The following is a 15735-nucleotide window of genomic DNA, read 5'->3' as shown; positions in this document are numbered from 1 at the left end:
CGTCAGATCGTGGACGGCATGCTGCGAGAGGCCAAACCCGACAATAACACGATCTACAGCCTGGCTGGCAAGGAGATAACCACAGCGCGATCTGCCGAGCTGGCGACTAAGCCTAACGCATTCAAGCGTGGAGCACGGAATGGCGGCGACGATAGAGCACGTCGCCACCTTCATGCGCCGAGGACTCGGCCCTACGTTGCAAACAACGTCAATTTCCTGCGCGCCGCATTTGCCGTCGCTGAACTTTGTTCGCAGTGATGCTGTGACTTAAGCGTATCACTCGGCGAGAATGGAATAATTGACAGCGCGACCTATCCCGCGACGCAAACCCTCCAGTCTCAGGGCCTGCCCGGGCGCGATATTGGCAAGATTGACATCCGGGCCGAAATCCTGCAGCAGGCCGACATGTTGTTTTGGGTAGCGGTACGGATCAGCCTCAATCAAAATTCGTTCGAACCAAGGCGCGGCCGCCAGCGCCTTGAGCAGATCGGGCGCGCTTTTTGCAGCCATGTCTATCTCGGACTGCTCCACGATAATATGGTCGACGCCTCGATTGGTTAACGAAGTGACGAGACCTTCAAGTTCTTCCATCCGCATCGGCTGCTCGGGGTTCTTACGCCCAAATTCGTAGATAACCGAAAGCCCAAGGCGCTGAAAGCGCTCGATGAACGAAAGACGCTCGTTGTCGTTCAGCGTGATGTAATTTTCCGAAATCTCCAGAGAAGTGAAGCCGATCGAACACAGATGACTACTGAAGCGATCGATTTCGTTGCGCTGATAAGCATATTCGAACAGAATGCCGCCTGAATAGCAGTTCACTCCCGAGTCGCGGTACAGTTTGACGATCCGCTGCACGACCGGTTTTGGCAAAAGCAGTGCGTTCATCGCATAGATCTTGGCGAAGTCGATATACTCGGCCGCGCAATCAAGCAGATCGGCCACGCCTCGCTCTCCCGTCCAACCGAAGCCGTCCGGACCGTAGTCGATAACCGCTGTCATCCCTCGCTTGCGGGGTTTCCCCTGGCGCGCGGGGGGAACAAAGCCATCGTCGTGCGATTGCATCTCACTCATCAAGCTATCTTTCTGGCCAGAGCAGCGGCCAGCTCCTCAAACTTCCGTCGGCGAATATACACGGCCCCATCCATAATGATCCGTGCCGTACGCTCGATTTGCGCGCTCTCGATGATCGGGCCACTTGCTCCCTGAGCGATACTCGAGGCTACTCGCAGCACGCCGCTCGGATGGCCAAGTCGGACGTTCTGCAACGGCTTGCCGATGGCTGCCGCAACTACCGAGTTCGGGACCGAGCAGGCCACTGCGGTACACACCGCACCGGTGACGGCGAGCGCCTTGTGGGGGCGCTGCATGGCGAGCTGCCGAACGCAGATATCGATGTCCGATGCCGCGACCTCATGGCCACCAATAGCCGAATAGGACCTCGGCGGCGAGACCATTATTACACGCGGAATGTTTGGGCTTTTGGTGCGGGCCTCGGCTTGATCTGTCACCAGACCGAGTTTAACAGCCGCCCATCCCCTAACCTGCTCCAAGCGGGACATTAGCATTTCGTTGATGCGTAGCGCGTCCGGCGACTCGGTGCCGACTGCCCCGACATCGACCGCGTTGACAAAAACGAATGGTGTGGCCGCGTCGATCAGTGACACTTCAATGGTCTTGCCATCGATCGATATAGCTTCGCGAGCGCGCCCCGTGGGCAATAGCTTGCCTGATACGGCGCCGGCACAATTGCCGAAATCTAAACGGATCGGCGCCCCCGTATCGGGCACACCGGCGATTGCGCAGTCGCCGTCTGACAGCGGCTCACCATCGCGAACCGGAATGCGGGATACCACGACCTGCCGAGTATTGGTGTTATATATCCGCACAATCGTTTCTGGCTCGACCGCATCGATCAAACCGCGACGGATAGCGAACGGCCCGACCGCGGCAAGCATGTTACCGCAGTTGCCACCTGTCGAAACCGAAGGATTATCAATGCCGACTTGGTAGAATGTATACTCGATCTCGGCATCCGGGCGCGACGACAACTTCACGACGGCGGCCTTGCTGGTCAGTGGATCTGCGCCACCGATACCATCGATCTGGCGGTCGTCCGGCGATCCATACGCCGCGAGCAGGACGGCAGCCCGTTGGACTTCATCCTGCGGCAGATCGTCGTCCAGGAACACGCCCCCCCGACTGGATCCCCCGCGCATAAATGTGCAGCGGATCGGGATTTGATCTCCGCCGCCCGCATTCATTGCGGACGGCATGACCGGATCGACGTTTGCGTTATGCTGCTCGAAGCGACGGCCCATTATCCACCACGGCAGCTTGAGGAACGACATCGGCCTTGGGTTGCTTTTCGAGCGACATCATGAGGTCGCTGATTCGACGTGCTTGCTTCTCTTCGATCACCATAGTCGTCATCGCCAAGAACTTCGCTTCCAGCTCGTCGGAGGTGAGAGGATTGGACGGTTCACCCTTCGGCTCGAGGGAGCTGCGAGTCACGACTTTGCCGTTCTTCAGCGCGATGTCGATCTGAGCCTGACGTCCGCCCAGTCCATAGGCCGCCTCCTTCTGCAACTCGATCTTCCCCATGCCCTCGTGGACAGCCGCCTGCTTGTAGCCGTCCCAATATTCCTTCAGGCCATTCTTTCCGGAGGCCAACGCCAGCGCGATGCTAAATTGCGTGCTGCCCATCGCCGCATTGAGGTTGGTAACTTTTGGCTTTGACGCCTGACGAATCGCAAGCTCGCTCATATGAACGGTAACACGATCGACATTGTCGAGACGCACGCCGTCGAGCGCGAACGCATCCTGCGCGAGGTCGATCGGGCCGTGGGCATATCGGCACGCCGCATGTGGCTTGAATCCGACTTCCATGATCGCGAAATGCTTGCCGAGGTTGTCTTGCAAGTCGTCGAGGCGGACACTGTCCGTGAAGGCATTCAAGAAGCCCTCGCGCGACTCTAGCACTTTCTTAGGACCGCTGAAGCCGCGGCTCGCCATGATCGCCGCGAGAACGCCGTTAAAGGCGGACTTACCGGGGCTAAAGGGTTTTGCCATGCAAGGATCGTCGAGATATGACTGAATGCCCGCCGACTGCATGCAAGCCAATCCGATGGCCCAGGCGATCTGTTCAGCATTGCAGCCCAGAAGCTTCGCGCACATAGCAGCAGCACCGATGGCTGAAACGGTTCCAGTCGTGTGATAACCGCGCTGGCGGTGACCGGGATTGATCGCTTTCGCGATTCGGATTGCCACGTCATAGCCTGCAACAACCGCCGTGAGGACGTCTTTACCTGAAGCGCCCGACAGTTCCGAAATTGCAAAGGCTGCCGGAACGAGAACGGAACCGGCCTTTATCAATCCAGAGCCATGCGCGTCGTCCAGCTCGATTCCGTGCCCCATCATCGCATTAACGAGCGCAGCATTGGGCGTCGGCACTTTCATGCCATGGCCAATGATGGTGCTCTGCGGCGTGCCGGCCCACTCTTTGACAAGCTCGATGACTTTATTTGCTGGCTCGCTGATAGCGGATGCAGCAATTTCATTACCAACGCCATCGCGCAGGATCAGCTTCGCCTTGTTGCTGACGTCAGCGGGAATTTCCTCGAACTTGAGCAAAGCAACGTGCTCAGCGAAACGCATCGTTAGGCCGATGAGGGCCTCAGATTGCTGGGGGGTCGACACAGAGGTCATCGAAAGGCTCCACAAAGATGATGGTAGTAGTGCATAATACTATCATTTGGCGATGTGTCAACGCTATCGGGTCTGAGCTCATGATGCGATCTCGCCCGCGGATTTCAGACGTGGCTCTGCTACAACTACTCATCTTGGCCTTTTAAGCTATCGGAACTGAACTTCCCGATGACGAAGCCATTGAAGGAGACGTCGCAAATCTAAGAAAAAGAGCGTGCGAGCGCCTTCAGGCAAGCATCGGCGGATATCGAAAGCTCCGCTGGGGCCGCTCTTTGATGCGTCGTTGCTGTGATTTTTCTGTGCGCATCCAGAAGACCCCAGATAGCGCAGGTAACGCTCGTCAGGGAGCGACGATGGCTTGCTGAGAGGCCTTCAATTCCACAGCAGCTGGTCGGCGACTCTGTTGGCTGGACGCACAAGTAGCCGCGCAGGACGTCCGAGAGCCACGCTTTGGGATCATCATCGGTCATCTTGCAGGTTCGATGATCGTGTAGACGCCCTCTAGCACGGTGATTACCGGCGTCTGAGCCGGCGAAGGTCGAGTTTCATCTGCCGGCCGACACCCTCGCGCTGTTCAGCAGCGTTGTTGGTGAGGGAAGCGGGTGAACGCGGCCCACCGGTTCAGCAGCAAGTTGATCGCTTTCGCGATGTCGGCGCGGTGCGCCGTTCGCCGGCGAATCCCTCGATCACCCCCGCGGTCGCCAGCGCAGTCGACGAACAGCTTGTCGCCGGCCGCACGCGACTGGCGCATCGCAAACCTCTCCGTCAGCATCCCGGAATTGTAGCGAGATCGTGTCGGCATCTGAGCGACCGGCGAAGAAGCTGCGCTATCGCCGCTCCTACCAACAGCGCGGAGGTCGGCATGCGCGCGAGGACTGTGCGTAATCTCGATACTTCGCTCAGCCTCTTCATCCTGGAAATGGATTCCGAGATTCTATTCTCGGGCGACGTCGGCATACCAGGGCGGGCACGGGACGACGTTTTTAGAGTTTGACGATCTCGTGCAATCTGTGCTCCACTACGTACAAATGTACGCTGAACGTACGAGCGGAGACAGCATGATTACGCGACGGTTATTCCACGTCGGCGTTATTGGGACGGCCGTCATGGCCAATGCGCCTTTTGCCCGGTCTGCCAGTTATCCGACCAGAACGATAAGGTTGGTCTGCCCATTCCCTGCCGGCGGCGTTGTCGACGTGCTGTCTCGGTCGCTAGGACAAACCCTTTCGACCGAGCTTGGCCAGACGGTGATCGTGGATAACCGCGCGGGAGCTGGGGGCATGATTGGCTCTTTAGAGGTCGCGCGCGCTAACCCTGATGGCCACACCTTGCTCTTCAATTCGTCGAGCCTTGTACAGGCGCCGGCCGTTGCCGCCCAGAAACTCTATGATGCGGTGGACGATTTCACGACGATCGGCTCGCTCGGCCGGACCGTGATGCCACTCGTGGTCCCCGCCCTGTCTCCCGCCAACACGATGGAAGAATTTGTCGCCTACGCTCGCGGCAAAAGACTTGCATACGGCACTTTTGGCGCCGGCACCACGAGCCATGCTTTTCAGCAGCTATTTTCCGACTATAACAAGCTCGAGATGGTTCATGTGCCCTACAAGGGCGAAGCGCCGATGCTCAACGATCTGTTGAGTAACCAAGTGGCCTGCGCAATGGGCACGATGAGCACGATAGCGCCTCAAATCGAGGCCCGTACGGTCAAAGCTTTGGCGATGCTATCGCCCGATGAAGTCGACGGCTTTGCAAACATTCCGACATTTAAGAACCTGGGCTATCCTGCCGAATTCGATTGGCGAGGCGGCTTCATTGGCCTGTTTGGTCCGGCAAAGCTTCCCGCGGAGATAACGGATATCCTCGAGAAGACTTTTACCAAGATCGTTTCAACCAGCGCGATGCAAAATATCATGAAGCAGAATTTCGTCGTCGGCAAGCCAAGCGTTGGTCGTGATGCCGCCTCCGAGGTCGCCGCGACGCAAGAAGCATGGACAAGTCTTGTCTCGCGGCTTGGCCTGGTTATTAACTGAAACTCAACAACCCGCCAGGAGTGAACTCCGTAATCTCGTAGAACGCCACGAGCGCAAAATGGACTTTGGCTGGTTGTCAGACGTCAGCTTCGACCCATGCAGGCACCTGCCGAATCACTGCACGCCGCAGATCGTCGTAGCCGACGCGGCAGAGACCCGGGGCTTCCGTCCAGCCGCGGAGAATGCAATATGACGAAGTTGCGAGCCGAAGACACCGAAAGACGTCAGGCAGCGGGCCGCGGGCCCGATTTCCTCGAAGTGCTATCGCGCAGCCTGAGCGTCATCGAGACACTTGGCAATCATCGCGAGCCTCCGACTATCAGCGATCTGGCAAGGGCGACGGATCTTCCCAAGCCGAGCGTCCGCAGGATCCTGCACACCCTGACCACGCTTGGCTATGCAGAGACTTCGGGTCGTACTTTCAGGCTGACGCCAAAGGTCGTCCGTTTTGCGACGTCCTACCTTGCGAGCGGCGGTCACGCCCAGGTGCTGCAGCCTGCCTGTGAAGAGCTCTCGCGGATCACAGGACAATCCTGTCTGGTCGGCGTCCTCGACGGCGCAGAGGTGCTCGTCGTCGCCTACACGATGCCCGAACAACTGATGTCGCGATCGCTAGGGGTGGGCACGCGGTTTCCCGCCTACTGCACCGCGGCCGGTCGCGTGCTGCTGGGCCAGAAGACCGAAAACGAGCTCACCTCCTACTTGGCGAAACTGAAGCCGGTCGCACAGACAGAGGCGACGCAGACCGATAAAGCAGTCATCAAGTCCGAGATCATGGCCGCGCGCAAACGCGGCTACAGCGTGATGGAAGACGAGTTCGTCATGGGATGGCGCACAGTTGCGTTCCCTTTGTATCGGCACGACGGCTCGATCTTCGGAACGCTTAATCTCAACTGCAAAAAATCGCCTACGCTGACCAATGACGAATTCGACCGCTTCGTCGGATTGTGCGGACGGAAAGCGGAATCATTGAAGTCGCTTCTCATATGAGCACCGGATCTGTCGGAGACATTCCTTGACCAAGAAGATCGAAACCCGCCTTGCCATTGACATCGGCGGCACGTTCACCGACGTGGTGCTCGATGGCCCCTTCGGCAGGGTCACCCGCAAGGTCCTCACTACGGTTGCGCAGCCCGAGGTCGGGTTGATGAACGGCGCGAAGCAGCTTCTCGCGACGGTCAACCTCGACTTCTCGAAAGTCGACGTCTTCATCCATGGCACGACGCTTGCGACGAACGCGGTGCTCGAACGTAAAGGCGCGAAGACGGCACTAATCGCGACCGCTGGCTTCCGCGACGTGTTGGAAGTCGGCAGTGAGGGGCGTTACGACCAGTACGATCTGCAACTAACCAAGCCTCTGCCGCTGATACCCAGAGAGCGCCGCTACACCGTGGCCGAGCGCATCGACGCAAAGGGCGACGTCAAGCTCGAACTGGATCTCGCGGAGCTCGCCGAAATCGTCAACAAACTCAGGAAAAGCCTTGTCGAGAGCGTGGCGATCGCTTTCCTGCATTCATATGCGAATTCGGAGCATGAACGGAAGGCCGCGCGCTTCCTCGCCGGGCAGATGCCCGACCTGTCGATCACAATGTCGTCCGACGTCTGCCCGGAAATCCGGGAGTACGAACGCACGTCAACAGCGGCCGCCAACGCCTACGTGAAGCCGCTCATCAACGGCTATCTTGAAAGGATGGAGGCGGCGCTCACGGCAGCGGGCTTCACCGGTCGGCTTTTCCTAGTGACGTCCGGAGGCGGTCTGACTTCCATCGAGACCGCCAAACGCTATCCGATCCGGCTGGTCGAGTCCGGCCCCGCGGGCGGAGCGATCTACGCCGCACAGCGCGCCCGCAGGCTTGGGGACAAGCGGGTCGTCTCTTTCGATATGGGCGGTACGACCGCAAAGGTCTGCCTAATTCAGGACGGCGAGCCGGTCACCGCCAACTCGTTCGAGGTCGACCGGACGCACCGCTTTATGAAGGGCAGCGGGCTGCCGCTGCGGATCCCAGCCGTCGAGCTCGTCGAGATCGGAGCGGGCGGCGGATCCATCGCAGGCGTCGACCGGCTCCGCAGGGTCACCGTCGGTCCGCAGAGCGCGGGCTCGCAGCCGGGGCCGGCCTGTTACCCGGGTGGTGGGTCCGGGGCGACAGTGACCGACGCCGACCTCGCGCTAGGGCTCTTGGATCCCGGCGCGTTCGCGGGCGGACGAGTTCAACTCGATCCGCAGGCAGCCTCCCGTGCGCTCGACGCCGCCGTTGGCAAGAAGCTCGGCCTTTCGAGCAAAACGGCGGCCTTCGCCATCACCGAGACCGTGTGCGAAAGCATGGCGAGCGCGGTCCGCGTGCACGCAGCCGAACGCGGCGAGCCCATCGCCGACTATACGATGATCGCATTCGGCGGTGCGGCCCCACTGCACGCCGCTTGGGTTGCCGAGAAGGTCGGCATCCGCAAGGTGGTCGTGCCGCGCAACGCGGGCGTCGGCTCGGCGGTCGGATTCCTAGAGGCGCCGATCTCCTTTGAACTGATCCGGAGCAAGCACGTCAATCTCGCTTCCGTCGATCCAGCCGAGATCGGCGCTTTTCTCGACGCCTTGGCGGCCGACACCATCGCCCTGGTGAAGACCGAGGGCGCAGAGCTCGTCGAGCGTTGCGTGGCGCACATGCGCTACGTGGGCCAGGGTCATGAAATCTCGGTTGTCCTGCCGGACCGGTCCAAGCCTCTGACGGGCACCGTGCTGCGCGAATGGTTTGAGGATCTCTACGGACGCCTCTTCACCCGGTTCATTCCGGGCGCTGCCATCGAGGTCCTGAGCTGGTCGGTGACTGTCTCGACGACGCGCAAATCCGTCGAACCGACAGCTCTCATTTGGAACATCGGCGAGCCATCGGATGCAGGCGTGCGCGAGGTCTTTGATGGCACGGCCTCGAAGTCCATCGTTGTCCCCGCCTACAATCGTTCGCAGATGGCAAATGGATTGACCATCCGCGGCCCGGCACTCATCGTGGAGGACGAGACCACGACCTTCATCACATCACGCTTCTCCGCCTCCATCGACGGGGACGGCAGCATCGTCATGCAGCGGATCGCCGCCTCGGAACAGGCGGTCGAAACCCGAAATCTAAATTCCGCGATCCACCATCAAGTCCTCTGGAATCGTCTGCTGGCCCTCGTTGAGGAGCAGGCGCAGATTCTGATCCGCACCGCCTTCAGTCCACTAGTCCGCGCCTGCGGCGACGTCTCGGTCGGCGTATTCGACCTTTACGGCCGGATGTTGGCGCAGGCCGTGACCGGCACGCCGGGCCACGTGAACACGATGGCAGAGTCCGTGAAACACTTTCTGGGTCGCTTTCCGACCACAACGATGAAGCCGGGCGACGCCTATATCACCAACGACCCGTGGCTCGGAACCGGCCACCTCAACGACTTCGTCGTTGTCACGCCTTGCTTCCACAAAGACAAGTGTGTCGCTCTGTTCGCCTGCACCAGCCATCTCATGGACATTGGCGGGCTGGGCGCGGGGACTGAAGCTCCGGACGTATTTGCGGAAGGTCTCTACATTCCGTTGATCAAGCTAATCGACGCCGGCACGGTCAACGAGACGCTCATGGCGGTGATCGAAGCTAACACGCGGCTTCCGGTCGACACCATCGGGGATACCTACTCGCTCGCGGCGTGCAACGATGTCGGCGTCAGGCGGCTTCAAGAGACAATGACAGAGTTTCGCCTCGATGATCTTTCGGAGCTCGCCGACTTCATTCTCGAGCGCTCCCGCCAAGCGGTGCTTAAGGAGATCGTGTCGCTTCCGAAGGGAACTTGGAGAAACGAGATGATCGTCGACGGCTACAACGAGCCGCTGACGCTCCGGGCCGCACTGACGATTAACGAGGACGGCATCGTTGTCGACTTTGCCGGCAGCGCCCCCGCGGTGATTAAGGGCATCAACGTTCCCTTGACTTACGCGACCGCCTACACGTCCTTCGCCATCAGTTGCGCCATCGCTGACGACATTCCCAACAATGCCGGATCTCTGTCCCTGTTGAAGGTCCTCGCGCCGGAGGGTTGCATCGTCAACGCCAGGAAGCCCTCGCCCGTCGGAGCGCGGCACGTGATCGGCCAGATGCTGCCGGATCTGGTGTTTGGCTGCCTCTTGCAAATCCTGCCGGAGCGCATCCCCGCCGAGGGCAGTTCGTGCATGTGGAATATCGCACTGCGCGGGACCTTCACAGTCGGAGAGCGCAAGGGGCGCAACTACTCGTTGACGGTTACCACCAGCGGCGGTATGGGAGCCCGCTTCACAAAGGACGGCTTGTCGGCGACAGCGTTCCCAACGGGCATCCAGTGCATGCCAATCGAGATCGCGGAAACGCAGATCCCCTTCGTGTTCTGGCGCAAGGAGCTCCGCATAGACAGCGGCGGTCCGGGGCGCACGCGCGGTGGTCTCGGCCAAATCATCGAGGTCGAGAACGCCGACGGCACCGCGTTCCGGCTCAGCGCCGCCTTCGAGCGCGTCAAGAATCCGGCGCGAGGACGCCTGGGCGGCGAGAACGGCGGGGCGGGCTATGTCGGCCTCGCGTCCGGACGGCCGATCGCCGGCAAGGGGCTTCAGACGATCGAGGCGGGCGACCGGCTGGTGATCCATACGCCCGGCGGTGGTGGTCTCGGCAACCCGAAGGAACGACCGGCGGCGTTGATCGAGAGGGACGTCTTCGAAGGACGTCTGTCGCAGGAAGCGGCCGCTCGTCTTTACGGCCACCGCGACCGCGAAGCTTCATGATCGAAAGAGAGCGGCGATGACGAATATTTCGACTGAGGCCCTGCTAACCCTCGAAAAGACGGCCGTCGCGACCGTCTCGACTGTCCTTCGGCAGAAGGGCTTCGCCCGTGTCTCGCTGCGCGGACCGCGGGCGCTGGTGGAAGGGCAGAAGCGCATCGCGGGGCCGGCCTACACGATGCGTTTTGTGCCGGCGCGCGAAGATATCACGACGACCATGGCCGTAGCCGGCCCCACGTCGCCGCGCACGGTCATGGAGAAGATTCCCGCCGGCGCCGTGGTGGTCGTGGATGCGATGGGGCTGCGGTCGGCCGGCGTGTTCGGCGACATCATCTGCGCTCGGATGCAGACGCGAGGCATCGCAGGTCTTGTCACCGACGGAGCGATACGCGACCTCGTCGGCATGAAGAAACTCAATTGGCCGATCTGGGCGGACGGCACCACCGCGCCGCCCTCGCCGTCCGAGTTCTTCTGTGCCGACACGCAGGTCGCGGTGGCGTGCGGCGGCGTTACGATATTTCCCGGCGACATCGTGGTTGCGGACGACGACGGTGCCGTCGTCGTGCCGGCCGCGATCGCAGAAGCCGTTGCGGTCGAAGCCTTCGAGAAAGATCGCTTCGAGGAGTGGGTCTACGATCAGGTGAAGGCGGGAGCATTGCTCGACGGTCTATATCCACCGAACGATGCGACCAAGGAACGCTACGCGAAAGAGAGGCGCTGATTCTATCGTCAGCGCCCTAATCAAAGGATTTTTCCAGGAAAGCAAGATGTCATTCGTGTCCGACGCGCTCGAGCGCATTCAACCCTCCGCCACTATCTTCGTCACGCGCAAGGCGCGCGAACTGAAGAAATCCGGCTGTGATGTCGTCTTCCTCTCCGTCGGGGAGCCCGACTTCGATACGCCGGACAACATCAAGGAGGCCGCCAAGGCGGCGATCGATAGGGGCGAGACCAAGTACCCAGGTACGCCCGGCGTGCCGGCGCTGCGGGAGGCAGTTGCCGCGAAGTTCAAACGGGAGAACGGGATCGACTACAAGCCGAGCGAAACCATCGTCGGGACGGGTGGCAAAAACGTGATCTTCAACGCGCTCCTTGCGACGCTCAACAAGGGCGACGAGGTCATCATTCCCGCGCCGTATTGGGTCAGCTATCCGGATCTCGTCCTGTTTGCTGGCGGCAGGCCAGTTTTGTGCCAACTTGTCTGTCTGACGGTTTCAAGGTGACCGCGGCGGCGCTCGAGGCGGCCATTACACCGCGCACGAAATGGCTGATTCTGAACTCGCCGTCGAACCCGACCGGTGCCGCCTACAGCGGCGATGAATTGAAGGCTCTTTCCGAGGTGCTGGTCCGGCATCCGCACGTATGGACGCTGTCGGACGACATCTATGAACATCTCACCTACGGCAATTTTGTCTTTACCACCATGGCGCAGGTCGAGCCGGCTCTCCGCGACCGAGTCCTCACGGTCAATGGCGTCTCGAAATCCTACGCGATGACCGGTTGGCGCATCGGTTACGCGGGTGGGCCCGAGAGGCTGATCAAGGAGCTCGAAAAGCTGCAGAGCCAGCAGACGTCGGGTGCCTGCTCGATCGCGCAATGGGCGGCTGTCGAAGCGCTAAACGGCCCGCAGGATTACATTGCCAAGAGTCGTTCTGTCTTCAAGGAGAGGCGCGATCTCGTCGTGTCGTTGTTGAACGAGGCGGATCATCTCAAATGCCCGGTTCCCGACGGGGCCTTCTACGTCTACCCGTCCTGTGCAGACGCGATCGGAAGGAGCACCCGCTCCGGTAAGTTCCTCCGGAACGACGAGGATTTTGCCGCGGCACTCCTCGAGGAGGAAGGCGCCGCGGTCGTGCATGGCGCCGCGTTCGGCCAGGGGCCGAATTTCCGATTGTCTTATGCGACCTCGACCGAGGTTCTCCTTGATGCCTGTGCACGCATTCAGCGGTTCTGCTCAGGGCTCAAGTAGGTCGGTTGTTGCGGGCGCCCAGGGTACGCACCTCAAGCCGCTACTCGCGCAGTTCGTCGCAAAAGTTAGTCGTCCGTGAAGAGCGGCTAAACGACTGAGCTGGGATCGCATTATTCGTTGTTGCCTGTTTTGGGATTGCAGGGTTTTGATGCTTCGGGCATCGGAACCCTGCAATTTCGTTTTGAGGATTCCATCGAATCGCCAGTCATGATTCCGTCCTCGCATCGGAGGTGGCGATGCGACCGAAGAAGCCCAAAGCGACGGGATCGGGCGATCTGTTCCGGGCCAGGCTGGACCAGATCATCAACATGAAGCACGAGCTGGTTCAGCTCGCCGGCAAGGTCGACTGGGACTGGATCGACGGCGAGATCGCGCCGCTCTACAGCGAGAACGGTCGGCCGGGCATCGCGACCCGCTTCATGATCGGGCTCTTGCTGCTCAAGCACATTTACGGCCTGTCCGATGAGGGGGTGTGCGAGCGCTGGGTCCACGACCCGTATTTCCAGTACTTCACCGGCGAAGAGTTCTTCCAGCACGCCTTCCCGCACGAGCGCTCGGACCTGAGCCACTGGCGCAAGCGGCTCGGCGACAAGCTGGAGCTGCTGTTGGCCGAGAGCCTGCGGGTGGCGCACGAGGCCGGCGCGTTACGCAGCCAGGACCTCAAGCGGGTCACAGTCGACACCACGGTGCAGCCAAAGGCCATCACCTTCCCGACCGATGCCAAGCTGCTGCACGCGGCAATCAAGGGGCTCAACCGCCTGGCGAGGAAGCACGGGGTCAAGCTGCGGCAGTCCTATCTTCGCATTGCCAAGACCGCGGCGATGATGGCGGGACGCTACGCCCACGCCAAGCAATTCAAGCGGCATCAGCGGCAGTTGCGCATCCTGCGCAGCCGGTTGGGCCGGATCATCCGCGATATCCGCCGCAAGATCGAAGGTCAGGCCGTGCTCGAGAACGCCTTCGCCCTGCCGCTCGGCAGGGCCTCGCAGATCCGCTCGCAGCAGCAGCGCCAGCGCGGCTGGAAGCTGTATTCCTTCCATGCTCCAGAGGTCGAGTGCATCGGCAAGGGCAAGGCCGCCGCACCCTACGAGTTCGGTGTCAAAGCCTCCATCGTCACCAACAACCGCCGTGCTCCAGGCGGCCTGTTCGTGCTGCACGCCAGGGCGCTACCCGATAACCCGTACGACGGTCACACCTTGCGGGACGTCATCGACCGCACCGAGACACTCACCGGCTGTGCGATCGAGCGGGCCTATGTCGACAAGGGATACCGCGGCCATGACGCGCAAAATCCTCGTCGCGTCTTCATTTCCGGCCAGAAGCGCGGCGTCTTCGGTGTCATCAAGCGCGAGTTGCGCCGCCGCTCCGCCATCGAGCCCATCATCGGACACCTGAAGACCGATGGTCACCTCGGCCGATGCTACCTCAAAGGCCGCCCCGGCGATGCGGCTAACGTCATCCTCTCCGCCGTCGGTCACAACTTCCGCCGGGTCCTCGCCTGGCTGAGGGCTCTTTGGTGCCTGATCCTGACCACCTTCATCGCGGCCGCCAGCGACCGCTCATCGCTACAATCGGCTTCTTAACGGACGACAAGTTAAGGACAATGTGATTGCGACCGCGCCGCCGGCCGCCATTGCGGCAATCGTCGCCTTGTTTTTGGTCATATCTTCGGCTAACGGCCCGCCTTCTTCAGTCAGGCCGTGACATCGTGAATTCGAAAACACGATTTTACGCGCAGACTCAATACTTCGACCGCCTCACTCCGCGGCTTCGGCAGGCGCGCTCTTAAGCTCCGCAAATTTCGCAGCCATTGTCGGATTGCCCCGAGTTAGCTTCTTAATCGTCACGTCCTGTGCCTTGTCATTGGCAAGACGCAGGTTGCGATCCGCACCGATCAAGGCATCCTTCGTCTTCTGCAGATGATCGATCGACTTGTCGATCTCCGTAAGAGCCGTCTGAAAGTGCCGGGAAGCAAGATCATAGTTCTTTGAGAATGCGGTTTTGAACGATTCGAGCTGGTTCTCAAACTGGGTTATATCGACATTCTGCGCTTTCACGAGCGCAAGCTCGGTTTTGTACTTCAGCGAATTGACTGCCGCGTTCCTTAGGAGCGTAATCATAGGCAGGAAGAACTGCGGCCGGATGACATACATTTTTGGGTAGCGGTGGAAGACGTCGACGATGCCGGCATTGTAAAGCTCGTTGTCCGGTTCAAGCAATGAGACCAAGATAGCGTACTCGCAGCCCTTCTCGATGCGATCCCGGTCAAGTTCTTTGAGAAAGTCTTCGTTTTTGCTTTTCGTCGCGGTCTTATCGCTCTCGTTCTTCATCTCGAACATGATCGAAATGATTTCAGTGCCTGCCTCGTCCGAGTCGCGGAAAATGTAATCGCCCTTGCTGCCGGTCCGCGCGTCGTTGTCCTTCTCGAAATAAGCGCGCGGAAAAGCCATCGACCGGACCCGGTTAAACTCAGTCTCGCAGTGTTGCTCGAGGGTCTCGCCCACCATCTTGGTCGAGAGGCGGGCCTTCATATCCTTGAGACGCTCGATGGCGTCGTCGCGATCTTTGATCTGGGTTTCGTACTTATCCTTCAACGATTGCTCGGAGAGCTGCTTTTCGAGCTGTACTCGACTGATGCCGCTTTTCAGCTCATCACGCTCTTTTTCGAGGGCACCTACCGCTTCAGTCACGGCGAGCTTCTTCTCAAGCTCAACTGCCTGAACCTTCGCCTTCAGATCCTGGATCTCCCTTTCCTTGGCAGTAGCAATCTTGTGCTGCTCGCTCGCCAGGAGCGCGTCAGCAAGCTCCGAGGCCGCCTTCTTTTCGCGCTCGGACTCAGCTAGCGCGTTCGCGAGTCTATCCCGCTCCTTTTCGACGGCGCTGAGCGCTTCAGCAACCGCGAGCTTCTGGGCAACGCCGCTCCCCTCAAGCTTGGACTTTAATTCCTGGATTTCAGCGTCCTTAGCAGCCGTGGTCTTCTGCAGATCGCTGCTTACCTGGGCCTTGGCCAATTCAACGGCGCTCTGCTTGTCACGCTCGGCCAGCTCCAACCGTTCGTGGAGCTGCTGAGCGAAATCCGCGTCACGGACTTGCTTCAGGATGTCCGCGTAACCGGCTTCATCAACCTTGAAGGCCTTGTCACAGTGGGGACAGATGATCTCGTGCATGGTTCCTGGCCGGATCGTGGCGCTGCTGTTGTCATTGAAAAGGGACGGACCGGCAGAATCGGACCCCAGGAGAACAAAATTAGAACGAGCGAA

Annotated in this window: 10 protein-coding genes and 1 pseudogene; 6 read left to right on the top strand and 5 right to left on the bottom strand. The window is 60.2% G+C overall.

Annotated features, from left to right (window positions below):
• Positions 1-276: 276 nt before the first annotated feature.
• The 4 genes from XH89_RS36755 to XH89_RS36740 all read right to left on the bottom strand — a co-directional run bounded on the left by XH89_RS36755 (position 277) and on the right by XH89_RS36740 (position 4456).
• Complete coding sequence (locus XH89_RS36755) at positions 277-1071, bottom strand: phosphosulfolactate synthase (RefSeq protein ID WP_206733162.1); 795 nt, start codon at positions 1069-1071, stop codon at positions 277-279.
• Positions 1071-2348 carry a 2-methylaconitate cis-trans isomerase PrpF family protein gene (locus XH89_RS36750; RefSeq protein ID WP_206733161.1) on the bottom strand — a complete coding sequence of 426 codons (1278 nt, stop codon included), beginning with the start codon at positions 2346-2348 and terminating at the stop codon, positions 1071-1073. The genes XH89_RS36755 and XH89_RS36750 overlap by 1 nt, the downstream gene beginning before the upstream one ends.
• Positions 2293-3705 (bottom strand): MmgE/PrpD family protein, encoded by a 1413-nt coding sequence (locus XH89_RS36745; protein WP_128929697.1) that lies wholly within the window; start codon positions 3703-3705, stop codon positions 2293-2295. The genes XH89_RS36750 and XH89_RS36745 overlap by 56 nt, the downstream gene beginning before the upstream one ends.
• Before the next feature lie 574 nt (positions 3706-4279).
• Entirely contained in the window at positions 4280-4456 is a 177-nt protein-coding gene (locus tag XH89_RS36740; protein WP_164933831.1) for a hypothetical protein, read from the bottom strand.
• A gap of 355 nt (positions 4457-4811) precedes the next feature.
• On the opposite strand from XH89_RS36740, the gene XH89_RS36735 reads away from it, so the two are divergent.
• The 6 genes and pseudogenes from XH89_RS36735 (at position 4812) to XH89_RS36710 (ending at position 14058) form a co-directional block, all read left to right on the top strand.
• Positions 4812-5738, top strand: coding sequence for a tripartite tricarboxylate transporter substrate binding protein (locus XH89_RS36735; protein WP_164933830.1), 927 nt, complete (start codon positions 4812-4814; stop codon positions 5736-5738).
• A gap of 189 nt (positions 5739-5927) precedes the next feature.
• A complete protein-coding gene (locus XH89_RS36730; protein ID WP_164933829.1) occupies positions 5928-6728 on the top strand; it encodes an IclR family transcriptional regulator C-terminal domain-containing protein in 801 nt (266 codons plus the stop codon).
• Between the two features lie 25 nt (positions 6729-6753).
• The gene (locus tag XH89_RS36725; RefSeq protein WP_128958244.1) at positions 6754-10509 is read left to right on the top strand and encodes a hydantoinase B/oxoprolinase family protein; all 3756 of its coding nucleotides are present in this window, start codon (positions 6754-6756) and stop codon (positions 10507-10509) included.
• Between the two features lie 16 nt (positions 10510-10525).
• Entirely contained in the window at positions 10526-11227 is a 702-nt protein-coding gene (locus tag XH89_RS36720; RefSeq protein WP_128929700.1) for a ribonuclease activity regulator RraA, read from the top strand.
• Between the two features lie 46 nt (positions 11228-11273).
• Positions 11274-12475 (top strand): annotated as a pseudogene (locus XH89_RS36715) (pyridoxal phosphate-dependent aminotransferase).
• Between the two features lie 236 nt (positions 12476-12711).
• Positions 12712-14058 carry an IS5 family transposase gene (locus XH89_RS36710; protein ID WP_128929701.1) on the top strand — a complete coding sequence of 449 codons (1347 nt, stop codon included), beginning with the start codon at positions 12712-12714 and terminating at the stop codon, positions 14056-14058.
• 174 nt (positions 14059-14232) lie between these two features.
• Here the strand turns inward: XH89_RS36710 and XH89_RS36705 are convergent, their stop codons facing one another.
• Positions 14233-15642 (bottom strand): DUF2130 domain-containing protein, encoded by a 1410-nt coding sequence (locus tag XH89_RS36705; RefSeq protein WP_128929702.1) that lies wholly within the window; start codon positions 15640-15642, stop codon positions 14233-14235.
• Positions 15643-15735: the final 93 nt, after the last annotated feature.

The organism is Bradyrhizobium sp. CCBAU 53340 (assembly GCF_015291645.1).
Taxonomy (GTDB): domain Bacteria; phylum Pseudomonadota; class Alphaproteobacteria; order Rhizobiales; family Xanthobacteraceae; genus Bradyrhizobium.
Note: the sequence above shows the minus strand (reverse complement) of the source record. Positions and strands in the feature narration are given on the sequence as shown.